The 22766-nt window shown below is 48.1% G+C and carries 18 protein-coding genes; 10 read left to right on the forward strand and 8 right to left on the reverse strand.

Annotated elements, in window-relative coordinates; genetic code table 11:
• Positions 1-51 precede the first annotated feature (51 nt).
• Together AB1656_11580 and AB1656_11585 are read left to right on the forward strand one after the other, a co-directional pair.
• Positions 52-1452 carry a hypothetical protein gene (locus AB1656_11580; protein ID MEW6236019.1) on the forward strand — a complete coding sequence of 467 codons (1401 nt, stop codon included), beginning with the start codon at positions 52-54 and terminating at the stop codon, positions 1450-1452.
• Between the two features lie 24 nt (positions 1453-1476).
• Positions 1477-2445 (forward strand): hypothetical protein, encoded by a 969-nt coding sequence (locus tag AB1656_11585; protein ID MEW6236020.1) that lies wholly within the window; start codon positions 1477-1479, stop codon positions 2443-2445.
• A gap of 104 nt (positions 2446-2549) precedes the next feature.
• On the opposite strand, the gene AB1656_11590 is transcribed toward AB1656_11585, so the two are convergent.
• The 5 genes from AB1656_11590 to AB1656_11610 form a co-directional block, all read right to left on the reverse strand.
• On the reverse strand, positions 2550-4253 hold the full coding sequence (locus AB1656_11590) for a glycoside hydrolase domain-containing protein (protein ID MEW6236021.1): 1704 nt from the start codon (positions 4251-4253) through the stop codon (positions 2550-2552).
• 134 nt (positions 4254-4387) lie between these two features.
• Positions 4388-4870, reverse strand: a complete 483-nt coding sequence (locus tag AB1656_11595) for a cupin domain-containing protein (GenBank protein ID MEW6236022.1) — start codon at positions 4868-4870, stop codon at positions 4388-4390.
• Between the two features lie 100 nt (positions 4871-4970).
• A complete protein-coding gene (locus tag AB1656_11600; GenBank protein ID MEW6236023.1) occupies positions 4971-5306 on the reverse strand; it encodes a nucleotidyltransferase domain-containing protein in 336 nt (111 codons plus the stop codon).
• A 38-nt stretch (positions 5307-5344) separates the two neighbouring features.
• Positions 5345-6841, reverse strand: coding sequence for a pitrilysin family protein (locus AB1656_11605; GenBank protein MEW6236024.1), 1497 nt, complete (start codon positions 6839-6841; stop codon positions 5345-5347).
• Entirely contained in the window at positions 6838-8172 is a 1335-nt protein-coding gene (locus tag AB1656_11610) for a pitrilysin family protein (protein ID MEW6236025.1), read from the reverse strand. Before AB1656_11610 ends, AB1656_11605 begins: the two co-directional genes overlap by 4 nt.
• 179 nt (positions 8173-8351) lie before the next feature.
• Between AB1656_11610 and AB1656_11615 the strand changes: the two genes are divergently transcribed.
• From AB1656_11615 to AB1656_11625, 3 genes are all read left to right on the forward strand, one after another.
• On the forward strand, positions 8352-9491 hold the full coding sequence (locus AB1656_11615; GenBank protein MEW6236026.1) for an acyl-CoA thioester hydrolase/BAAT C-terminal domain-containing protein: 1140 nt from the start codon (positions 8352-8354) through the stop codon (positions 9489-9491).
• A gap of 482 nt (positions 9492-9973) precedes the next feature.
• Positions 9974-10429: a hypothetical protein gene (locus AB1656_11620; GenBank protein MEW6236027.1), complete on the forward strand. Its 456-nt coding sequence runs from the start codon at positions 9974-9976 to the stop codon at positions 10427-10429.
• 21 nt (positions 10430-10450) lie between these two features.
• Positions 10451-11344, forward strand: coding sequence for a hypothetical protein (locus AB1656_11625; protein MEW6236028.1), 894 nt, complete (start codon positions 10451-10453; stop codon positions 11342-11344).
• Positions 11345-13002: 1658 nt separating this feature from the next.
• Here the strand turns inward: AB1656_11625 and AB1656_11630 are convergent.
• From AB1656_11630 to AB1656_11640, 3 genes are all read right to left on the reverse strand, one after another.
• On the reverse strand, positions 13003-15330 hold the full coding sequence (locus AB1656_11630) for a hypothetical protein (protein ID MEW6236029.1): 2328 nt from the start codon (positions 15328-15330) through the stop codon (positions 13003-13005).
• A gap of 223 nt (positions 15331-15553) precedes the next feature.
• A complete protein-coding gene (hcp, locus tag AB1656_11635; GenBank protein ID MEW6236030.1) occupies positions 15554-17197 on the reverse strand; it encodes a hydroxylamine reductase in 1644 nt (547 codons plus the stop codon).
• 65 nt (positions 17198-17262) lie between these two features.
• Positions 17263-17688: an Rrf2 family transcriptional regulator gene (locus tag AB1656_11640; GenBank protein ID MEW6236031.1), complete on the reverse strand. Its 426-nt coding sequence runs from the start codon at positions 17686-17688 to the stop codon at positions 17263-17265.
• 443 nt (positions 17689-18131) lie between these two features.
• Between AB1656_11640 and AB1656_11645 the strand changes: the two genes are divergently transcribed.
• The 5 genes from AB1656_11645 to AB1656_11665 all read left to right on the forward strand — a co-directional run.
• On the forward strand, positions 18132-19070 hold the full coding sequence (locus tag AB1656_11645) for a hypothetical protein (protein MEW6236032.1): 939 nt from the start codon (positions 18132-18134) through the stop codon (positions 19068-19070).
• 3 nt (positions 19071-19073) lie between these two features.
• A complete protein-coding gene (locus AB1656_11650) occupies positions 19074-19829 on the forward strand; it encodes a hypothetical protein (protein ID MEW6236033.1) in 756 nt (251 codons plus the stop codon).
• A gap of 190 nt (positions 19830-20019) precedes the next feature.
• A complete protein-coding gene (locus AB1656_11655) occupies positions 20020-20817 on the forward strand; it encodes an acetoacetate decarboxylase family protein (GenBank protein ID MEW6236034.1) in 798 nt (265 codons plus the stop codon).
• 85 nt (positions 20818-20902) lie between these two features.
• The gene (locus AB1656_11660) at positions 20903-22357 is read left to right on the forward strand and encodes a hypothetical protein (GenBank protein ID MEW6236035.1); all 1455 of its coding nucleotides are present in this window, start codon (positions 20903-20905) and stop codon (positions 22355-22357) included.
• A 100-nt stretch (positions 22358-22457) separates the two neighbouring features.
• Positions 22458-22766: hypothetical protein (locus AB1656_11665; GenBank protein MEW6236036.1), on the forward strand; the 309-nt coding region annotated here is incomplete at its 3' end.

Consider the following 22766-nt stretch of genomic DNA (forward strand, 5'->3'; position numbering starts at 1 on the left):
AAGAAAGTAAGGACATTATGGATTTGATATTGCCGGCAAGGAATCGAAGGGATGAACAGCGAAGCCTTTAATCTCGCATTTCAAGTACACCGGAACGAAATGAATTTTTCGGAAGGTTTATTGAAGTCGGTGGAGGCCGGCGCGCAAGAAGATTTTATCGAGGCGTTAAATTCGCTGACGGGAAAAATCCTATATACTGTAGAACAGCTGGATGAGCTCATCGAAAAAGCGCAAAAAGAAAATGAGCCTGATGTGTCCGAGGTTCATGCTTTTTTTGACGAAACTTTCGAATCGCAAAATCCAACCGATTCCAATTCTAATACCGCTTCCCAAACGGAATCTTTTTCCGAATCGATGGAGAGATCCGCTTCCGGCGAGTACGCAGAATTGCTGGCAAAAAAAGGAATGAGAGAAGCCTGTTTGCGGAAATTGGAAAAGATCGAACCGGACCGCATGTTGGAATTTCTCCAAATAATGACCGGAATCGATTGGCGAGGAGGATATGGCCTAAACCGGCATACCCCCTTGGACGCGGCCATTTTGAAAACGCTATTCCAACGCGGAAACGCAGAATGCCGGGAAATCGTCCGCCAACGCGCGTTAAAAGGGTGGATCGAAGCCGAAGGGACGCTTGCCGAGCTGGCCATTCGCGGCAACGGAGAGGCCATGGTTTTTATTCTGCAAACGAATCTTCGCGGCCATCCGCCCGCCAACCTCTGGCGAAGCGACGCCCAGTTGTTAACGCAGGCAGCCCGTTTTCTCGCGGCGGAATATCCTCGGGGAGGTCCGGTTACCGATTTTATCAAAGAATTGATTCAAAATCATTGTCCGGATTTTATCGGGTATCTCCTTCATTCTTTAATCCAATTTCATAAGGTCAGTTTAATGTATCTTCCCGCCGCTGGAGAATTTCCCATCGTATTGACCAATGAACGGAAAAAAGAATACGCGCTGCAATATAAAGATGCAGGACCGCCGCCTGCATCAGCGGATAACGAAAAAAAATCTACAACTCCCGGTGGTAAATTGTCCCGCAATCCTTTTCTTAAAGAGACTCTTTCCTTAAACGATCTTTCAAGAATCGTTGCCATGATATACATACACCGGCCAGCGGCCGCTTACCGATATTTCGGCGCCATATACGATTCTCTTTGCGGGAAAATTTCCGTCCTTTTTGAGAATTGGACGAACGATCCTATCGTCGCCCATGCGCTTTGCCTGCAAGCTCAGGGAGGCTATCCCGGAAGCCGCGAACAGGTTCTTCATCTTGTCGAAGCGGGGATTGATCTCGACCGAATCGATCCCAAACGATTCGACTTCACCGCGATCCCCGGATTTTTAGAAGATATTCTACCAACGATCGCGAAAACCAATCCTAAAGCGAGCGATCTTCTTTATTTTATGGCTCAATTCTCTCCATCTTCTTCCTCAGAGGAAATGGAACGATCGTAATCCAAAACAAGTAAGGATCGTAGCATGGAAATTAATCCCAATCCTATCGAAAAAAATCCAGAATCAGACCCGATCGATTCCGCACTTGGGAAAACTCAAGAACTTGCTTCCAGCCAAGGCGCTAACCCCGGCGACCGGTTCAATGACGATCAGATAGTAACATTGGTTAATATCCACGAATGCTTAAGACGAATATTTTCCCACTCGCTGTCCGCTTTTTTACGAATGAGAATCGATGTTTGCTTGAAATCTTACGCCCAAGTTTCTTATAAAGAATTACTTCATTCTTTCCCTTCCCCTACATATCTCGCCCTCCTGAATCCGGATCCATTGGAAGGTAAATGGATTATGGAATTCTCGACCGATTTTTGTTTTGCGGCGGTCGATCGTTTGTGCGGAGGCCGGGGAGACGGATTAAATACCTATAGAGAACTTTCCGACGCCGAACAGACGGTTATCGAAAAAATCTTGTATCGGCTCTTTGACTGTCTCCATGAAGCCTTCGCCAACATCGCGCCTCTAACCCTCTCCATTGAAGAATCCGCAACCCAATCGCATACCATCGGCTCTAGTTATCTTGAGGAAGAGATGGTGTTTGTTATGACTCTATCCGCAAACATTAGAAATACGGCTGGAACCATTCGCTTATGTTATCCCTACTCCTCTTTTGTTTCGGTCGAAAATGCGCTTTCCAGCGGATGGAAGGACCAAGATCAATCATTGGGGGCTTTTTCCCGAATCCCGGCGGTGGATGAAGTGGAATACCAGCGAATGCGAAATATTCTTCTTCCCGCCTATACGCCTAAAGGTCAATCGGAATCCCGTCTGCGAGACTTAGCGTGGCGTAAGGACGATTCGTTGGGATTACTCTTGACGTTACAGGATGGCGAAGTTATTCAATGTATCGGAATTGATTATCGCTCTTACCTTGACGAAGCCGCAGGACAAATGCAAAAGAGCGAATCGCTTTCAAAATTGTTCGAAAATGCTTAGTAGTCTACCCCTACGCTTGCATCTCCTTCGCTTTCAAAATCTCGCTCTTCTTCTCTCCCTTACGAATCTTCATACCTCAGTCCCTATAGCGACTCGCTATGTTGCTACTTTTGCAGAATGGCTTCCGCCAGTTTTTTGCGTAATTCCAAAAGTTGCATTGGGTTTTGATTCCAGGTCCCCCATGTCGGAACTGCTTGGGTTACGATCTGTTGCACAAGTTCCTGCTTTCCCTGCCGATCCAGGATCTGAAAATATTCATAATCCTCCATACCGTCGCGCAGATTTTTGAGCCGGATGCTGGCGACGGGGCCGTCGACTCCCGCATCGACGCCGGGATAAAACAGAAAGCCGTCGCCGTTCCAACGGATGCGGAATCCAGGATCGTCCCAGGGATCGCGATCCGGGCTGCCCCAATACACTGTAGACCAATACAATAATCCGGTGACGCCATAGCGCCGGTTCAGCCAGGGCGCAATGCGATAACTTAGCGCGGGAAAATCCAATTGCCAGTAGGGAGGATTATCATTCTTCACATTCTCATAGCTGGGATGATAGGAAGGCGCGGATTGTACCAGCGCGGAATAACTCCAGACCTCGTCGCCCTGCGACTGCACGCGACGAACGCTGCTTTCATCGATGAAAGCGAACAACGGGCACCAAATGTCGATGGAACCATCCAACGCGCCCCATTGCGGATTCTGCGCGTAGGGCTGCTCTACCACCAGACGCCGGATGCCGGGATTAGCCTCTTTCACCAACGCCCCCAATTGGCGCACTTGTTCATAGGCTTCGGAGGTGTTGGGCTCATCCAACATATATAAATAGGCGCCGCGTTCCCAGCCTTTCTTTTGCAGATAGGCAAACCAGGAACGGTAATACTGAATCGCCTTGCTGCGATTTTCCCCTAGGATATCGCGAAAGGGCGCGCGCGGGATTTCGAGATTAGTAAGATGATAGCGATGAACGAACTCGGCAATCTGCCGGTCGTTTTCATCCTCCATTACGATTGATCCATCCTCTGCCGTTCGGGGAAAGTAGCGCGATGGCAAGGGGGGATTGAGCCGATGTTCGGCCATCAAGGCAATATAACGGTCTTCCAGTTGTTGATAACGTTCGGAATTGCGTTCGATTTTGTAATAACCAGCGATTCCCGAAAATCCCCCAAAATGGTTTTCATGCGAGGGACCGTCCGGCAAAGCGAAATCCCAGACATGCAGGCGCACAGGAATCGCCGCTTTTGCGTTGCGGGCGGTAACGCGCATCTCGCCTTCATAAATTCCCGCCGGGCATTGCGCAGGAACGCGCACATCCACCCACAATCGTTGATGCTGATCTTGCCAAACATCGAAACCGGCGGCGCCGAATCGGCTGCCTTGCATTTTATTTTCCCGCCAACGCGCGCAATGGAAAGATTCGCCGGTATAGGGATCGTAAAATGGCGCCAGCGGATCGGGAATCCATCCCGGCGGCAATACGGCGCGGGGAGACGAATAACGAACCGGTACATCGATTTCGCGGAACAAGGACATTTCGGCCAAAGGAATTTCGCCGCTTTCGGTATTTTTCAGGGTTGTGATTTCCACGTTGAGATTTTCCAGATTCCCGCCCCGCGCCGTTACGGCCACCTGGAAGGATTCTATCTCGTTTTTGGCGCTGAAAATTTCGACGGCGTCATCGCCATGAAACTCGCCAACGGGACCGATGCGAACCGTGGAAGGTGCGGATTTCAATTCGATCTGCGCATCGCTCCACGATAGAGCTGGGACGAATATCAAAATAAACAAGAGTGATTTCCATATCTGATCCATTGATGCGATATCCTTTCATGAACGAGATTTCGAATTGAATGTATGGGTAGATCAATTTGAGCGCTTGGAGTCTACATTTTATCAATCCAATCGTTTATACAAAAGTCGTGGATTTATAAAAATTATTATAATTCTCACTGCCCATGCGGACCAGCCGGTTCGGGCGGCGAGGCGACGCCTTTGCTCTTCCAGCGTGCGACGAAAAACGTTAGCGGTTCGCCGGAATTGTTCACTAAGCCGTGCATAGCCCACGGTTCCACGTAGAGCACGTCTCCCTTCTTAGCGGGAAATTCTTTTCCGTTCAAATGCCACATTCCCGAACCTTCCGTTAGGACGAGAAATTCCTCTTCCTCGTGCCGATGCGCTGGATGCAGAGATTGATGGGGCTTGATGACGGCGAAGGCGGCGAGCACTTTTTCGGCGCCGAAGCTGTCGCCCTCGAAGAAATAGCGCATCTCGCCCCAATCGCCGGTATTGGAACCGGCCTCTTCCCAAGAAACGACTTTGGATCGAAGAATTTCCTGTTGCGACTTCTCGCCATAAGCCTTTCCCCAAAAGAAGGAGCCGAGGGCGATTAATAATGTAAATGCAAGATAAATGGATAGCGATTTTTTCATAGCTTTACCTCAATTGTAAACTTACATTCTTATGTTAGCGATAATGGTGGGCTACGCTTCGCTTTGAGCCTACCCTACGATTTAGAGCGTACGGGCGGCGTCAATGTCTATCATACAAAACTCTTCCTTCCTTTATGGCGCGCGCCGCGACGTTGTTCATGGAATTCATCCGGCTTTCCAGTTCCGTTTGAGTAAAGAGAAGAATATCCACGGGCAGCATGAATTTCCCTAATGCTTTCCAAATCCGCGCCATTTCTTTGCGGCGGATTCGCTCCGGTCCAAAAGGCTTGGAATCGACAATTAAAAAGTCAACATCGGAATCCGGATTGGAAACTCCTTTCGCATGGGAACCGAAAAGAATAATTTTTTCGGGTTGGATCACCTTCACAATAACATCAACCATATGCGATAAGGTAACGTCAGAAATATTGCTCATGATCCATCCTACTTTTCGACTTCACTCATCATTCATCATTATTGTATGAACAAATCTTCCACCTTTACGATTTTCGCTTTCTCCGCTGCGATCTTCAATGGATATTTCATAATCTCTTTGTCTTCATTATATATTTCTTCCGATTTAGGCGCGTCGTATTTGATGGGGGATTCAGCGTTGGAGACCAATTGTTTTTTTAATTCTTCGGCGTTGTTGGTGATGATGGCGATTTTTATATTTTTATATTGCAGATGCTTCTTGATGGCTTGGTTGACGTCCTTCAATGTAAGTTCGTCCATCATTTGGCGGAATTTTTCCAGATGGCTGCCGTTGAGGCAATAGAAGCGGTCGTCGATGGAGTAGCCTAGGCGCGAGTCCGTATCAGGCGCGTAATGCAGGGCGTATTTCTTCAGGAAGTTGCGCGTAAGTTCGAATTGCTCCTTGGTCAGACCATTGTCGACTAGCTTTTGCAGCTCGCGGATAGCGGCGCGCAGGACGAAATGCCTGGTTTCGTTGGGAACGGGGCGAATCCAGATTTCGAAAATTTGCTGGCGGCGCGCTACGTTGACCGGCGGCATTTGCACCTGGCCGCCGGAGGGGAAATTCTCGATATAACTGTAATCGCCGTAATTGAGGCCGCGGGCGGCGCGGATGACCTGGAAGAGGTGGGAACTGGAATTGCGGTGCTCTCCCATCCACGAATTGGCGAGCGCCAGGGCGTACCATTCTTTTGTGCCGCGCAGAATATCGATGGGAAAGCCGAGAGAAATGGCCGTCGCCTTAGCGTCTTTTTCGACGATGGTTACGTTCAAGCCGTCGATCGGTTCGAATTCCGGCTTTGCGACGGCTTTCGGTTCTCCTTGCGGCAGCGCTTGCAAATCTTTTTGTAAGCGCGTCAGAAATTCCGGCGTGAAGCCGCCGCCGAGGCCGATGACGCAGTGGTTCTTCGTATAATGCCGTGCGTAGAATTGCTTGACGTCGTCTAACGTAACGCTTTTAAGTCCGCTGATCGTCGTCATGCGGTAAGGCGTTTCCTTGAATATTTCATTGTATAAAACGGCTTTGCCCAGTTCTTCGTCGCTGGAATATTTCAATATGGTTTGCAGATAATTGAGCGCGCGGTCTTTGATGCGTGCGAAATCTTCTTCTTTAAAAGCGGGGCGCAGCAGGCCATCGAGGAAAAGGGGATAATACTCCTCCAGGTTGTCTTTGTGCACGCGGCCGCGATAAATCGTCATTTCCATAGATTGATCGGCGGAGTATGCCGCAGCCAGAGGATATAGCTTTTCCAGAATAGTCTCGTAACTGTTGTTCGTCGTCGATCCTTCGGAAAGCATATCCGCCGTGAGCCAGGCCAGACCTTCCTTGCCGGCGGGATCGTCTTGCGATCCGGTTTTGAACCAAAGCCGGATGGAGATAGTGGGATCGTCTTTGACCGGCAATAGAACCGGCGAGTTGTCATCTTTGCTTAACGCGTTCATATTCAACGTCATGATTAAAAAGATTCCCAAGCCGAAGCGAAAGGTTGCATTCATTTTTCTTCTCCCTTGACGAGGACGACGTTTCTTTTTTCCGGCGAAAAGTAATAGCGGGCGGCGTTTTGGATGTCCTGGGGCGTTATGGCGCCGTAAGCGGCGTATACCTCGTCCACTACGCCGATGCCCCCGGTGAGGGTGATGAAGCGGGGCATGAAGCCTGCGACGTTGTCGGACGTGTCGAGATTCATGAGGAAGGAATATTTTTTGCGCTTCTTCAAATCGTTGAGCCGCGTTTCGTCCACAAGCGCGTCTTGGGACTTTTTCAAGGCGTCGTAGATTTCATTCTTCACGAAGTCGATGTCTTTCTCCTCTTTAATCATTGTATAAATGCCTAAAAGAAACGGATCGCGTGTGAAAGCGAATTGGGCTTCGATCATCTGCACTTTCTGCTCGTTGAGAACCAGTTTCTTGTAAATATCGCTGGTTTCGCCGAAAGCCAGTTCCTCCAGCAGCGAGACGGCGATGACATTTTTGTTTTTCACGTCGAAAGCGTCGCCTTTGTAAGCGACGATCAGCAAAGGCAGCGTTTTTCCGGGATAGGAAACCTCAGCAATTCTCTCTTTGATTTGAGGCGGTTCAGGCTTGATCTGCGGCGCAACGTAGCCCGGCTTCCAGGAAGCGTAATATTTCTTGATGAGATCGAGGGTTTTATCTTTTCGAATGTCGCCTACTACCAGTATGACGATGTTTTCGGGGCGGTAGTAGCGTTTGAAAAAAGATTGGCTGTATTCATACATATTCGGCATATCTTTGATGTCTTTTTCGAAGCCGATGACGGTGTGTTTGTAAGTATGTACGTCGAAGGCCATATCCTGCAATTTTTCCAGGCCGACGAACCAGGGGCTGGTGCGTCCTTTCTGGAATTCGCCATAGACGGCCCCAGATTCCGTTTGGAAGGCTTTTTCATCGTAATGCAAATTTTGAAAGCGGTCCGCTTCCAATTCGACGACGCGCTCCAAGTCTTCGCTGGCAAAGTTAATGTGGTAGACGGTGAGGTCGTCGTCGGTATAGGCGTTGGCGTCGGCGCCGAGTCCGGTCATGATCTCGTCGTAGACGGGGCCGGGATATTTATCCGTGCCGCGAAACATCATGTGTTCGAAGAAATGGGCGAAGCCCGATTTGCCCGGCTCCCATTCGTCGCGGCTGCCAGTGCGCACGACGGAATAGTACGAAGCCAAACCGGGGCTTTCCATGGGGATGAGAATGACGGAGAGGCCGTTATCCAATTTGGTTGTGGAATACTCGTAAGGAAAGATTTTAGGCGTTTGGGCTAATGAGAATTGCGCCGCCAGCATCATGATTAATCCTGCGTAAATGGTTTTGGACATAGTGGTCTCCTATCATGATTCAATCGCCGATTCGTTAAAACAACAGTGGTGGGCTGCGCTCCGCTTTGAGCCCACCCTACGGATGCGATTATGGACCTAAGCCATATTAATTCGGGTGAGAAAATGATACAACGGCGTTGGGATTGGATGAGGTTGAACGATGAGGAGGGATATATCTCATGATAAGAATAATTGCGAAATGGTTGGCAACGGCGTTGGCGGTTTTTCTTGCTCAACCGATGTGGAGCGAAGAAGCGAGCAAGGACGTACAGTCTGAAAAAGAAATTCCCGCCGCCATCGCGCTGTTTTTCAATCCGCCGCCGGAATACGCCCATGATTTGGGGAATTATAAATCGCCGCTGAATTTTTACGATGGAACGCCGGTGAAAACGCGTGAGGATTGGCGGCGGCGGCGCGAGGAGATTTTAAACACATGGCATGGGATCATGGGCGCATGGCCGCCGTTGATCGAGAAGCCTAAGATTGAATATTTGGCCAAAGAACGGCGGGAGAATTTCGTGCAGCATAAAATTCGCTTGGAAGTCGCTCCCGGTCCGGCGATGTTCGATAGTTACTTATTGATTCCTGACGGCCAGGGGCCGTTTCCGGCGGCGCTGGTTCTTTTTTACGAAGCGGATACCGCCATAGGAAAGGGCAGGGAAGGGCGCGATTTCGCCTATCAATTGGCCAAGCGCGGCTTTGTGGCGCTTTCGACGGGAACGCCTGCTTCGTTCTATTATCCCAACGAGGAAAAAGCGGAGCTGCAACCGCTGTCGGCGATGGCCTATGCGGCGGCCAACGCTTATAACGCTCTCGCCAATCTGCCCGAAGTCGATCCTAAGCGCGTCGGCGTATTGGGCCATTCCTACGGCGGCAAATGGGCCATGTTCGCTTCCTGCTTCTACGAGAAATTCGCCTGCGCCGCTTGGTCGGACGGCGGAGTCGTCTTCGACGAAGCGCGGCCCAACGTGAATTATTGGGAACCGTGGTATCTGGGCTATGATGCGGGACATAAACGCAAGGCGGGTATTCCAACGAATGAGAATCCTCGGACGGGAGCCTATAAACGTATGGTGGAAGAAGGGCATGATCTCGTCGAATTGCACGCCCTGATGGCGCCGAGGCCGTTTCTGGTTTCGGGGGGATCGGAAGATCGTCCGGAGCGCTGGAAGGCGTTAAATCACGCCGTCGCCGTCAATGAATTTCTAGGCTATAAAAACCGAGTAGCCATGACCAACCGCGAAGGACATTCGCCAACGCCGGAATCGAACGAGCAGATGTATACATTCTTGGAATATTTTTTGAAAAATGAAAATTAAATCGTAGGATGGATCGCTCCGCTTGACCCATCAATTGTTATCCGTAAAAAAAACGATGGGTCGAAAAACGTGACCCATCATTCGCTGCTTAGACGATTACTGAAGGAAATACTCCTCGCAGCGCAAACCACTTCGCAGGCAACCTGAGTTTTTTTCAAAAAAATATTGATTATGAGGTTGACAAAGCGTAAATTTGATTATATTATATCGCACATATCGCACATATCGCACATATCGCACATATCGCACATAACATTATAATCAGAAGGGGACGATTATAATGGAATAAGTAGATTCAAAATTGTTGGTTCAATATTTTGTATGAAGGGGGTGATTGTTTTCAATAAGTTAAATAAACCTTCACAGTCTACCACTTATTAGGGAGATATCCTCCGCAGATGTCGCGATAGCGGCAGTTGTGGAGTGGTAAAATGAATTCAAGGTGACAATTAACAAGATAATATCCATTGATTAGGAGGATAATGATGGTAAAAAAAATTCCTTTAATTCTATTAACGATTATCGTTTTGGCGAGTTCGATAATCTTGAATACGGAATATTTATGGTCGGCTTGTTATGCCATTCGATCTTTTACCTATTGGGATTATACAGGCGCCGAAATATGTGGGACTTACCCAAATGGTACGCCTGATCAAAGTCATTATTGCGCTTCTTATGGCACCCAATTGGCTTGTTCAAAAATATTCGGAACTTCTATGGTAGGAGGGCGAGAAGGGGCGAAAGATGAAACAAGAGCAATTAATTTTGTGGTTTTTAGGGGTTGTACATATAGTGGAAATTACACTCAACCTTGCGCTGAACCGAGTACTCATTATGCTATATGCAATTCTGGAGAATATGCCTATAATGATTCGGGGACTCTCCATTATCCGGTGTTAGACGATACAAAACCTCATTGTTTAGTGCCCAATCAATAAAAAAAGAAGGAGGATATTATCATGAGAATCAATGATCGTTCGCGATTTATTACAAATAGGGTAATCGTTTGGGTTGCTTTTTTTCTAATCGGGGTAAATTCGATTTCATATCCCGCGGAACAGGATTCTATTTTGCAGGGTTTAAAAAACTACATGGAATCGTATAACCGATTCTCCATCTTGGCTCTTACCTATCAACATATTGTAGAAAAACCGACTCATTCAAAAGAAGAAGCCACTAAAATGGCTTACCAGAAGATTCGTTCCAGTACGAAACTGCTCTTTGGCAAGGAATATACGCCTGATTTGGAAGGATCGATTCAAGAGTATATAAAAACTATCGATTTTGACGGCATGGTGAAAGAAAACATGCTAGGATCAACAAGATTGCCAGAAACGATTCAAGTCATATTTAGCCATAATGATTTTGAACATATAGTAGTTAGTTCCGATGGTTCTTTGATGTACAATCAAAAGTACGATCATAATCAAAAGAAGCGGTTTGAATGCAATCCAACTGTATCCAAAAACAACCAATTCGTTGAAAAATCACTTATCAATAAAGATAATCCCAAAGCGGCTATTTGGTTTTTGTTTCGGTGGAGCGATATTATCAGTTCAGAAGGACTGATGACGACAGAACAGCTCAACGATAATACATTCCGTGTAACAAAACAGGAAAAAAATACTCAATATGTTCTTGAAGTGCAAAAAAAGGAGGATTGTTTTATACCTTTGAAATTTGTCGCGGATGTAAATGATTCCCACACCGAGACAACGTATTATAAGGATTATGCGAATCAAAAGGGGGTCTTAACACCTTCTTTCATTGTTATTGATATTGTCCCAAAAGAGAATGCTACTGATCTTATGGGATTCCTTGGGACGACGCGGCTAATTTATAAATTAGAATAGACGAAATTTTTCCTCTTGCCATTTCATGGGATATAGCGTGGAAGCGAAGGTTTTCCACGCTATTTTTATTATTTTAACTCCTCGGGAGAGGGAGCGTATAAAATGAAAAAAGATAATCTGGTTTTAGAATATTTCCTTGTGTTTATGGTTTCTTTTTTAATCTATGCTTCTTTCATTTTTTATTATAACTATTATTTCGACAGTATATCTTATTTCCATTCGGAATATACGAAATTGTTATCGGAAGGGAAACATGAACCTTTTATCTGGCTGCCGTACTCCATCTTCAAAGATCGATTTATCGATCATCATTTCTTATGGCATTACTTGCTGTGCGCTTTCTATTGCTTATTCGGCGATTATGGATTTAAAATTGGAATTTCTTTTTTTAACGCCTTATTTTGCGTAATTTGGTATGTTGCGTGTAGAGATTTTTCCAAGACTCGCAACCATCATTTTATGTTTCTTTTACTCATTTTTGGCGGCCCCGTTGCGTTTAATCGTTTCATCATGATGCGAGTCATCAGCTCTTCATTGGTCTTTTTATTGCTGGGAATATATTTATTTGTGAATAGAAAATACTATGCCGCGTTTTTCATTTCATTTTTTTATTCTCTCCTATTTTCTGGTTCCATTCTTTTGTCAGCGTTAATTTTGCTTTACGCCGTTTTGGAGTTGATATTTTCGAGGAGAAATTATTTCCATAAAATTTTTTGTTTTATTATTATACCCTATGCGGCGGCGAAATTTTTTTATCCTTCCTGCCTGAATATACTATACTTTGATTCAAATTATTTTCTGATCAGCATTACTGGGAATCCTACATTGAACGATAATTGTGAATATTTTCCATTATCTTTCTCCGCCATAGCGTTATCTTCTCCCATCGGATTTTTAGGATTCATACTTTCCATTTATTATATTGTCTTCTGCTACAAGGAAAAAAATGTCATACTATTGTTCTTATCTATTACTACGATATTGTTTTTCTTCCTGACAAGGAAACATTGTCGTTCTATCGAATATTTTCATCCATTTTCCGTTCTTGCATTTTCGGTTATCTATAAGTATAAGAACTTATTCCGGTTTAAGGCGCTGAACTATTGCGTGTTTTATATATTTATTTTTTCCGTAGTCGGTACAATAAAATTTAACTATTATAGTTACCAAAAATATTATAACTATACCCATAATTTAATCGAATTTTCCGATGGTCTCGGCGAGATCGTTCAACCTAATAGTATAATGTTCAATACGGTATGGTCCGATTTCGATTTGCTGTTTTATAAAAATAAAAATGTACGGTATGTTTGCGGTTTGGATACAAAATATCTTTATCTTTTTTCCGATTATCTATATAAAGTCTATCAAAATCCCCGCGAAAGTACTTTTTACAAGAAAGAAGGGATGGACTTATCCGATGTATTGCGGCATGAATTCAACGCCGATTATTTGATGTTAAGAAGAAATACGGAACCTTACTTCATTTATACTTCATTAATACTAGAAGATGAACACTTACAGGTTATATATAATAAAAATGATATTATATTATATAAAATACCGAAGATTTAGATCTTATCGAGAAGGACGGGTGGCTACGGGAAGGTTTTTTCCGCCCTTGAACAAGCCCTTCGCTTGCAACATGAGTTATTATGTTATTGCAGGCTCGGCGGCGGAATAGCCTCGCCCCGTCGCTGAGCTATCTGTTCCGGATGGGAATAGCTGCCGAAGAAAGCAGCGTTGCCGTCGAGCCAGAGATAGAGGCGGCGGCGTTCGCTATCTTCGAGATGGATTTTTCCCGCGTGATTTTCATCCTCCAATATTCCAATCAACGGACTGACGATGGAAGGCGTGCGTCCTGGATAAGTCGCGATCTCGTCGATGGTTTTGTCTCCCCATTCGAACCATCGGACGTAAGGGCGCAGGCTTTCGTAGGAGGCGGAAAACTCGCCGGAAGCCGCGCCGATGAGGCTGGCGGGTTTTTCTTTGGCGCCGTCGTGGCAACTTACGCAATGCGCATCGAGGATCGGCTGCACGAGGCGGGGAAAACTCCAGGGATGGGAGCCATCGGGGCCGGGTTCGATACGGGACGGTTCTCGCCGCATGGCGAGCGGCTTTTTCACAACCGCCGCCGATCCCACAGGCTCATGGCAACCAATGCAGCCCCGGCGTTCGCCCGGCTGCAGGTAGGCGATGCTGCGCATAGACTGGACGGCGCGCCCTTCGGCGTCTACGGCTTGGAAGAGCAGCGGCTTGCGGGCGGGGGCGCGGAAATAGGCGGAGCCGTCGGCTTCTACCGGGACGGTTCCAAGCAACATGCGGGCGGATTCGGCGTTGGCGTAGCCTAGGCGCGGTTTGTTGGCGACGTGGGTTTTGCTTTTGGGTAATACTTGGAAAACGCGCAAGGCGCGGATGGGGCGGTCGGCGGGCAGGGGAAAATGGCTGCGGCTAACATCCGTAAGTATAAATTCGCCTTCTTCGCCCAACTCCTCATCCAACATACTCGGAATCATGGGTGGCGTAGGACGTTTGCGCAAAGGGATGGGATACATGCAAGATATTCCATGCTCGCGGTAGAGCAATTCCAAACCGCCGAAACGATCCATGAGATATAATCCCGTTTCCGTATCATCTTTAACTTTCGATCCCATACCCGGCAACGAATCGAAACTGAACGAAACGAAAAAATAATTTTCCGATAAAGGCCAGGGACTGTGGAAATAACTCTTGGGCCATCCCTCCCCTTCGGGAAAACAAACCTCCGGCGTAAGAAATTCAAGGGAGCGAAAATCGTCCTCGCCCGTCTGCGCATCCAAAGCAGCGCGGGAGGGATCGAGAATGACCAGCGAGCCGCCGATGTCGGCGTGATGCGCTCCGGCTACGAAGATGATGCGGTTGGAGCCGGGGATGGCGCGGGGCTGGTAGCAGGCGTTGATGCGCTGCGTATAGTTGCCAAAGAGCGACATTGGAGCGCTGCCGTCGGGATTGCTGGCCCATAGTCCATGATAATTGGCGGCGGAGCGGTCCACGTAATCCCAACGAGTGTAGACGATGCGGCCGTCATTGAGGACGCTGGGATGCCATTCGTTGGTTTCGTGATAGGAGAGCGTGCGAATGCCGCTTCCGTCGGCGTTCATGCGGTGAAGCGTGTAGGCGGGGAGCGGCTCCCAAGGATTATGGCAGCGGCCAAACCCGCCGCGCCGCGTAGACATAAACGCGATTCCGCCGTCCGGCAATGGGCAGGGATCGAAATCGTCTTCGATGCCGTTCGTCAGTGGACGCAGCTGAGAACCGTCCGCGTTCATGGCGTATATGTGGAAGGATCGCCGATCCGGCGAATAGAAGTCCGGTTTTTGGGCAGCGCGTTCGGCGAAGGCGAAGTAGATGGTTTGGGCATCGTAGGAAAGAGTCAGCGTTGTGTAGTTGCCTTTGGGCAGGCGTTCTGCGATTAAATCGCGTATGGCGAAAGAGCGGCCTGGCTGTTCCAGGACATAGGCTCCACCGCCCGCTATGTTTTCATAATCGTAAAAATATCCCAAATATTCATGCAGCATCTGGCAGATGAAGCGGCGGCGTTTGAGAAAAACTAACGAATCGCCAGCGATGAGGGGATTCTTCAACGCCGCGCCGCGAGCCAGCCAGCGAATTTGAAAATAGAGCGTTAAACGATCCGCTGGACTGAGATCATCGGCTTTGGCGGTTTGTTCGCGCAAAGGGGCTAACGCGGCTTGTTCCGACGCAATTTCCGGCGGATTGGTCATGGAAGAGAGGTCTTCCAGCAGCCGTTCGCTGCGTTGCAACGCCTGCCGGATTGCGGCGAATTCATCCGGCGAACGTCCCAGCCGCTGCTCTTGCCGCACCCAGTCGGCTTCGACGGCGGAACGATAGGCACCGTCATCAAGAGCCATTGATGCCATCGGCGTCAACAAGGCGGCGATCAACAAACAAATTCCAATCCAACTCCTAGCGCCGTATTGATTCATGGAATCCTCTCCACTGCGTCATACTCTTTTTATCAAGCTGTGTTGATGTGTAGGGTTGGCTCAAAGCGAAGCGTAGCCCACCACTTTCCTAACCAAGATAACCGATAGTGCATGGATTCGTCAATTCGAATCTCTTGGAGAAGTAAAGGAATTGTAGGGGAGAAAAGGGAGGATGCGCGGCGGCATCCTCCCGTATTGAATTGCATTACGATTAGGCGGCGTTTCAATTCAGAATAGCGTCGAGATCGGCGTCCGCCGTTCCAATAGGTATAATGTTGAATTTTTCCACTAGAACATTCAAAACCGTTGGAGAGACAAAGGCGGGAAGTTTGGGACCAAGGTGGATGTTTTTAATGCCGAGGTAAAGCAGCGTCAATAGAACGCAAACGGCTTTCTGTTCGTACCAGGAGATGATGAGCGAGAGCGGCAGGTCGTTGACGCCGACGCCAAAAGCTTCTGACAAGGCCAGCGCAACCTTGATGGCGGAATAGGAGTCGTTGCATTGCCCCATATCTAAGCGGCGCGGAATGCCGCCGATGTCGCCCATATCCACATCAAGTACGCGGAACTTGCCGCAGCCCAAAGTCAGCACGACGCAGTCCTGCGGGGCTTTTTCGGCCATTTCCGTATAATAGTTGCGTCCAGTTTCGGCGCCGTCGCAGCCGCCGATGAGGAAGAAATGCTTGATGGCGCCGTTTTTGACCGCTTCGATCACCTTATCCGCTACGCCGAGAACGGCGTTATGGCCGAAGCCGACGAGGTTGGTTCTTTCCGGAGCATCTTCGGCGAAGCCATCGGCGGCCAGCGCCGCGGCGATGAGGGGAGAGAAATCGTGGTTTTGGATATGCGGCACGCCGGGCCATCCCACCAGGCCGGTAGTGAAGAGGCGGTTTTTATAGGATGCCTTCGGTTCTTGCAGGCAATTCGTGGTCAAGAGGATGGCGCCGGGAAAAGCGTCGAATTCCCGCCGCTGCTTCATCCACGCTCCGCCGAAATGGCCCGCGAGATGCTGGTATTTCTTAAGACCAGGATAGCCGTGGGCGGGCAGCATTTCGCCGTGGGTATAAACATTGATGCCCTTGCCTTCCGTTTGTTGGAGCAGAATCTCCAAATCTTTGAGGTCGTGGCCGGAGACGAGAATCGCTTTGCCTTGAAGCGGCTCCATGCGCACGGGCGTAGGAACGGGATGGCCGTAAGCGCCGGTATTAGCGGCGTCCAGCAGTTCCAGCACGCGGAAATTGACCTCGCCGCATTTCAGAACCATGCCGAGCAAGGCGTCCACAGTAGGCGCATCAATTGTAAGAAAATCCATCGCCTCGTGCAGAAAAGCGTAAACGGAGTCGTCTTCCTGGCCAAGGATATAGGCATGATCGGCGTAAGCGGCCATGCCCTTCAAGCCGTAGGTGAGCAGCTCTTGCAATCCGGCGATGTCTTGGCCGAAATTCTCGAATCGCTTAATGATAGAGATCAAGACGCCTTGCTTGACGAGTTCATCCAGGCTGCCGCCGGGAATCCACGCCGCCGGGCCATTAAGAATTTCCGGCGTATGTCTGGCCTGGCCGCAGGCCTCTTCATAACGCCGCTTCGCCCTGTTGCGCAGGGCGGCGGCTTCGATAATTTTCTCCTGAATCCGCGGTAGATTGAAATTGACATTAGTGACCGTAACGAACATTGCTTCGATGGCGAATACGTCGATGTCATGATCCTTGACGCCCAATCGCCGCAGCCGATGCGCATACATGGAGATTCCCTTGACGGCATAAAGCAGCAGGTCTTGCAACGCCGCCGTTTCCGGCGTCTTGCCGCATACGCCGATTTCCGTACAGCCGGTTCCGTGAGCCGTTTGTTCGCATTGATAACAAAACATATTTAGTTTCTCCTCGTTGTTGATGGTTTGTCGCCTTACTCTTTGCTTTTCTCCGCTATGGTCCGTTACGAAAGCCGCCATCCTCTTTTTCTGAATTCCCGCACTTCCGCCAGCGAGAACGATTGGAATTTGGCTACGATCTTGGGGCGGATCGCCGCCCAAAAATCGTGAATGGGACAAGGGCGCTCGTCCGAGCATTGGGGCAAACCCAGCAGGCATTTTTTCCACCACTCGTCGCCATCGACGGCGTTGGAGACGTCGAGGATGGAGATTTCTATGGCGGGACGCGCGAGCGTCAGGCCGCCTTTGTAGCCCCGCTTGGAGACGATCAATCCCGCCCGCGCCAAGCCGTACAGGATTTTGGAGAGATAAGGCCGGGCGATGCCGGTCTCGTTGGCGATGGTTTTTTCCAGCACCCATTCCTCGTCTGGATCGTTCAGGCAGCTCAAAGCGAGAATGGCGTAACCGGCGGTTTGCGAAAGCGAAAGCATGGCGAATTTACCTCGTGAAGAGAATCATAGCCATTGTTAACCTGTAGGTCAAGTATTTTGTTGACCTACAGGTAATTTTTATAGAAAATTAATAAATGCGGATTTTTTTCTTATCTATTATGGGAGCAAAAGACGGAACATGTTCGAATCGAGCGAAGGAAAAGGTATGGCTGCTCCACTCCTTAATTAAATTTTAACAGAAAAAAAATGGATTTCTACTTGACAAAACAAAATTTCATTTATATTATATCGCACATATCGCACATATCGCACATATCGCACATATCGCACATATCGCACATATCGCACATATCGCACATATCCTAATGGTTGAAAGGGGGGATTGCTATGGGCTGCGGTTAAATTTCTATAATATAGTTTGACCTCCATCACTACGATCATTTTCTTCCTTAATGGCGTTAAAATGGCAAGGAGTTATATATATGTATAAATTCATAAAATACACGTTTTTAATACTACTTATGGCGTCTTTTCAGCCCGTATCCAACGTAATAGCGGATGAAGAAGCGCTTCAAGCATCGGATATCCATGAGCGATTGGATTTAAAAACGAATTCGCTGCTCGATAAAATGTTGAATAGCCAATCGGATCATTCCGATCGATCTACTATTCCCTATAAAATCTCGCCGAATGCGATAGAAAAATTCAAAAAAATTCACGGCAAGGTGAAAACGTATTTAAACCAACTGCAAGTGAATAATGAAATCCCCGTCATTAAGAAGGGTAGCAAGTTGGAAAAAGATATGGGAAAGATTTACGAATATCTCTTGCGTTCGACGGTCTTGACTTTCGATGGAGGAAACGTCCGTGAAGAAATCGCCAATTTGGACGATAAAAACGGCGATTTGGTGGAATACATAGCGCTCGACTTAGCGATGGAATTGCAATTGGGCGCCGAAATCGAGAAAATCAATCCCAATCCGGAACAGAAAAAAGAAATTCTACTACAAGTCGCTCAGCTAAAAGATAAGACGATCAAGTTCGTCAAAAGTAAATTCCCCGACGCTTCAGATGACGATATCCAAAAAGCCATTCATATTCATTTTCTAAAATATGAATTGAGTCCCGATTCGGTATGTCAAATGTACGCCAAACGTCCGTTGAGTCAAAAGGATTTCGACCAATTGATTCAGTCGCTTGATAACGGTAGTCTGCTGATAAGCATAGATGATTCGAAATATTCTGAATCCTTGGGTAAGATGAGGGAATTCTTTAAAATCAATGATTTTGTATCTCTAATTGATCAAATCATCGGTAAATCTTATAACGAATTAATTCCCAAGGAATTTACTTTGCCGAAGAAATCGGAAAGATTATCTGAATTGCAAAATTGGATTAGTGAAATTGGAAAGGTGGAATAAAACATGAAGAAAATTTCAATTATTGGATGCATAGTTTTCTTTTCATCTATCAGCTTTTGCAGAGCGGAAGTTGGATACATGGAAAGAACCTATTATAGCGGGCCAATGAATGATATTGTGATTCAACAATCGGGTTGGTTATATGATGGAGCTGCTTACTATATTGTGTGTCTTGATATATACGTAGCGTATGCTGCAGATATTCGTGTTTATTGCGAATATTTTTTTCAGAATGGTTTAACAATAAGAGATATTCCACCGATTGCAGCCACAATAAATGGTCAAAATTGGATAGAAAATTATTATTGGCGCGGAGATCCATGCGATTTTAATTGGGTATGGAGAATTTCCTCCGATCATGAGGTTTTAGCCAGAGCCAATAGTGCGACGTTTGTAAGTGATTATGCCTATGCTAGAGTAAAAGTTGATGGATCAGTTATTGTACCAAATAACAGGCAAGATTTAAGTATGCAAGTGTCATATGCAGAAGTTAATAATGGAAGTGCCGGATTACTTTTAACCTGGCCCCCTGGAATTGTTTATAATCCAACTCCTGGAACCCAGGTGCAGAACTCTGGAATAATTGGCGTTAAACAGGCAACATCTGTTACTAGCGTGGTTAATAATTCTGGTCCTTATCAGCGATCAGGCTTAATTAATTATGCGGAAGCGGTCGTTGATTTAAATTATAAAACAGGCTTATTAACTACTTTTCCAAAAGGCATTGCGGTTATAAATATATACTTTCATGCATACTAAAAATGTACTCTTTTTATAGAGTACTTTTAATAATTTCCCCCTTTTCAAATAAGAAGAGGGGTTTTTTTTGCGTTAACGAAAACCCATCGAAATAAATTCGCTCTCTATATTATTACCGTTCTCCTTAGAAATTTCATATAGATTGCGTTAAAATTAAAAGAATGTCTCGATTACGATCCAGGAGAACGCCATGCTAAAAGGTTATACGTTACCTCGCACTCCAAAAGGAACCTCCAGTCTCGTCCCCAATCCGCCCTGGCATTATGTGGGCAATTGCCTCGCCGTCGAGTATGAAGCCAAGCCGGAGGCCGTCGAATCGTTTCTGCCAGCTGGGCTGCGCTTTTCTTCTCCCCAATGCGCCGTCTACTTCGTTGAATGGCAATACGCCAGCGAAGGGGGAGAGGAATTTCTCGATCCCATCCGCAGCCAATATCATGAGACGATATTTCTGATATCCGCCGAATACGAAGGCGCCGCCTGCGCTTTTTGTCCCTTTATCTGGGTCGATCAGGACGTATCGATGGTGCGGGGTTACGCGCAAGGCTGGCCGAAGCAGATCGGTTCGATCTGGATGACGCGCTCCTACGATTTACCCTCTCCGGCCAATTCCATCGTTGGGCCGGGCGGAAAATTCGGCGCCACGCTGACCGTAAAAGACCGCCGCCTGGCGGAAGCAGTGATTACGCTGCGCGAGCAAACCGAAAGCCTTCCCACGCCCACCTTCGCCAAAACCGTCAACACGCGCCATTTTCCCGAACTCGTCGCCGGGAAGCGCGATCAACCCGCCGTCTACGAACTGGTGCAACTTAAATCGCGTGATGTCCGCCTCTCTCCAATTTGGAAGGGCGAGGCCTTCTTGAACGTTTTCGATCATCCCTATTTGGAAGTCTTCGAACTGCGGCCAGTCAATGTTATCGCCGGTTATAGGTTCTCTTGCGCTTTGACGGTGGATGATTTAGTTTGGCTATGCGATCTGCGTAATCGGTGAAAAGGAGAGTAGAAGAGCCATCCTGGCTCTTATTTTCTCCTCTCAAGAGGCTGGAAGCCTCTTCTACTTTTTTAGGGGGAATATCATGACGAATCCGAATCAACCTTCCGCTTGCCGTTGTTCTCGCAGAAATTTTATCGTCACGTCGAGCGCCGCCGTTTTGGGAACGGCTTCCGCGAGAGGCGCTGTGTGGGCGTCCGAAAATAAGAGCGGCATCGCTCCCGCCGGTCCGGCGTCGAAATATCAAATGAAAATCAAAGCCGCTTTCGTTCGCCGGAAAGAAGACTACGGCATTCTATGGCCTGGCGCAATTTACGACGGCGAGGCGGCGCGAAAGAATTATTCGAGACAGATACATGAAGCCGCCGAAAAGATAGGCGCCCAACTCGACCTGCGCCCACAGCCAATTTATTCCGAAGCGGATGCGGACGAGTGGATCGCCCAGGCGGAATCGCAAAAACCTGACGGTTTATTTCTAGTATTGCTGGACCGGCAGCAGCACGCTTGGCCCACGGCGGCCAAGGCGGTCGAATGCTCCATCCCGACAGTAATTTATTCTCCCGTAGGAACCTCGTTTACTACCAATACAATTCCCCTCGCCAACAAAACCGGCGCCGTGATTTTTTCCTCCGACGATTTTCGCCAAGCGGAATATGGGATGAAGATGATCCATGCGGGCGCGAGACTGCGGGAAACCCGCTGCATCGTCATTAAGGGAGATGAGCGGCGCGACGAGGAAGTTCCTCATTTCGGAACCAAACTGCGTTACATTCCCGCCAATGATTTTTTTGAAGAATACGGCAAGATTCCCTTGTCGGATGAAGTAAAAACCATTGCGGCGGAATATAAGAACAACGCAACAAAGATTACGGGAGCCTCGGAAGAGGATTTATTCAACGGCGTCAAGAGTTTCGTCGCCGCGCGCAATATTCTCGAACGCGAGGAAGGCGACGCCATCACCATGGATTGCCTCGGCGCGTTGGGCAAGACGAAAGTCAGCCTGCCTTGCATTTCCTGGTCGCGTATGCTCGACCATGGCGTACCCGCCGCCTGCGAAGCCGACATCGGCGCTGCCGTTACTCACGCCCTGGTGCAGTATCTTTTCGACCGCCCCGGTTTTCAGCAGGATCCCGTCGCCGAGACGGCGCGCGAGTGCATCATTGGCGCCCATTGCACTTGTCCCACGCGCCTCAATGGCTTTTCCCAACCGCCGGAACCGTTTTCCCTATCGCACCATCATGGCGATCGCGACGCCGTGCCTTTGCCGCAATGGAAAATCGGCCAACGGATTACGGTGGCGGACGTTATTCTGCGCTCCACGGACGCCGTCCCGCAAATGATTGTTTCCTGCGGCGAGGTAGTGGAAAACGTCTCCGTCCCCCCAGCAGGCGGCTGCGTGGTTTCCGTCATGGTCAAATTGGACGGCGTGACGGACGTTTTAAACTATCCCGGCTTTCACCAAATATTCTTTTACGGCGATTACAAAAAAGAATTGAAAGCCTATTGCCAACTTTACGGCATTGAACCGATGGTAGTTTAAGGTCAAAAAATTTCGTAACGTTTTAGCCTCCACAAAAAAAGTTTAGAAATAAATTACACCGAGCGTTACTTCGGGGGCGGTTTCGAAGTTTTTATAGGGTATGAACCAAAACCGAGAAACCGCCCAGAGAATCCTCCAGGAAATCCTGGAGGGCCGCCGGGAATTATCCGAAGAGGCGATTCGCGCCCTCGTTCAGGAAGACCCCGAAGCGGCGGTTTTTCTCATTTTAGAGGCCATTCATCGTCTCTTGAAAGAGTTGGCGGCCCAGGAAGCCAAGAAAGCCGCCGCGCCCTCCGGAATGGTTCCGCCTTATGAAAAACCCGCCAAGAAAGGGAGAAAAAAAAAGCGGGGTCGGAAGCCCGGCCACCCGGGAGCCTGCCGCAAGAAGCCTCATGAAATCACGCATCGC

This window comes from Candidatus Omnitrophota bacterium, assembly GCA_040755155.1.
In the GTDB taxonomy this organism is placed as follows: Bacteria; Hinthialibacterota; Hinthialibacteria; order Hinthialibacterales; family Hinthialibacteraceae; genus JBFMBP01.

What these genes read in the sequence shown, in the direction of transcription:
- AB1656_11655 (MEW6236034.1), top strand. Translation starts at nt 20,020, where the DNA reads ATGCTAAAAGGTTATACGTTACCTCGCACTCCAAAAGGAACCTCCAGT.
- AB1656_11630 (MEW6236029.1), bottom strand. Translation starts at nt 15,330, where the DNA reads ATGAATCAATACGGCGCTAGGAGTTGGATTGGAATTTGTTTGTTGATC.
- AB1656_11600 (MEW6236023.1), bottom strand. Translation starts at nt 5,306, where the DNA reads ATGAGCAATATTTCTGACGTTACCTTATCGCATATGGTTGATGTTATT.
- AB1656_11595 (MEW6236022.1), bottom strand. Translation starts at nt 4,870, where the DNA reads ATGAAAAAATCGCTATCCATTTATCTTGCATTTACATTATTAATCGCC.
- AB1656_11660 (MEW6236035.1), top strand. Translation starts at nt 20,903, where the DNA reads ATGACGAATCCGAATCAACCTTCCGCTTGCCGTTGTTCTCGCAGAAAT.
- AB1656_11610 (MEW6236025.1), bottom strand. Translation starts at nt 8,172, where the DNA reads ATGTCCAAAACCATTTACGCAGGATTAATCATGATGCTGGCGGCGCAA.
- AB1656_11580 (MEW6236019.1), top strand. Translation starts at nt 52, where the DNA reads ATGAACAGCGAAGCCTTTAATCTCGCATTTCAAGTACACCGGAACGAA.
- AB1656_11625 (MEW6236028.1), top strand. Translation starts at nt 10,451, where the DNA reads ATGAGAATCAATGATCGTTCGCGATTTATTACAAATAGGGTAATCGTT.
- AB1656_11590 (MEW6236021.1), bottom strand. Translation starts at nt 4,253, where the DNA reads ATGGATCAGATATGGAAATCACTCTTGTTTATTTTGATATTCGTCCCA.
- AB1656_11640 (MEW6236031.1), bottom strand. Translation starts at nt 17,688, where the DNA reads ATGCTTTCGCTTTCGCAAACCGCCGGTTACGCCATTCTCGCTTTGAGC.
- AB1656_11605 (MEW6236024.1), bottom strand. Translation starts at nt 6,841, where the DNA reads ATGAATGCAACCTTTCGCTTCGGCTTGGGAATCTTTTTAATCATGACG.
- AB1656_11615 (MEW6236026.1), top strand. Translation starts at nt 8,352, where the DNA reads ATGATAAGAATAATTGCGAAATGGTTGGCAACGGCGTTGGCGGTTTTT.
- hcp (MEW6236030.1), bottom strand. Translation starts at nt 17,197, where the DNA reads ATGTTTTGTTATCAATGCGAACAAACGGCTCACGGAACCGGCTGTACG.
- AB1656_11645 (MEW6236032.1), top strand. Translation starts at nt 18,132, where the DNA reads ATGTATAAATTCATAAAATACACGTTTTTAATACTACTTATGGCGTCT.
- AB1656_11620 (MEW6236027.1), top strand. Translation starts at nt 9,974, where the DNA reads ATGATGGTAAAAAAAATTCCTTTAATTCTATTAACGATTATCGTTTTG.
- AB1656_11585 (MEW6236020.1), top strand. Translation starts at nt 1,477, where the DNA reads ATGGAAATTAATCCCAATCCTATCGAAAAAAATCCAGAATCAGACCCG.
- AB1656_11650 (MEW6236033.1), top strand. Translation starts at nt 19,074, where the DNA reads ATGAAGAAAATTTCAATTATTGGATGCATAGTTTTCTTTTCATCTATC.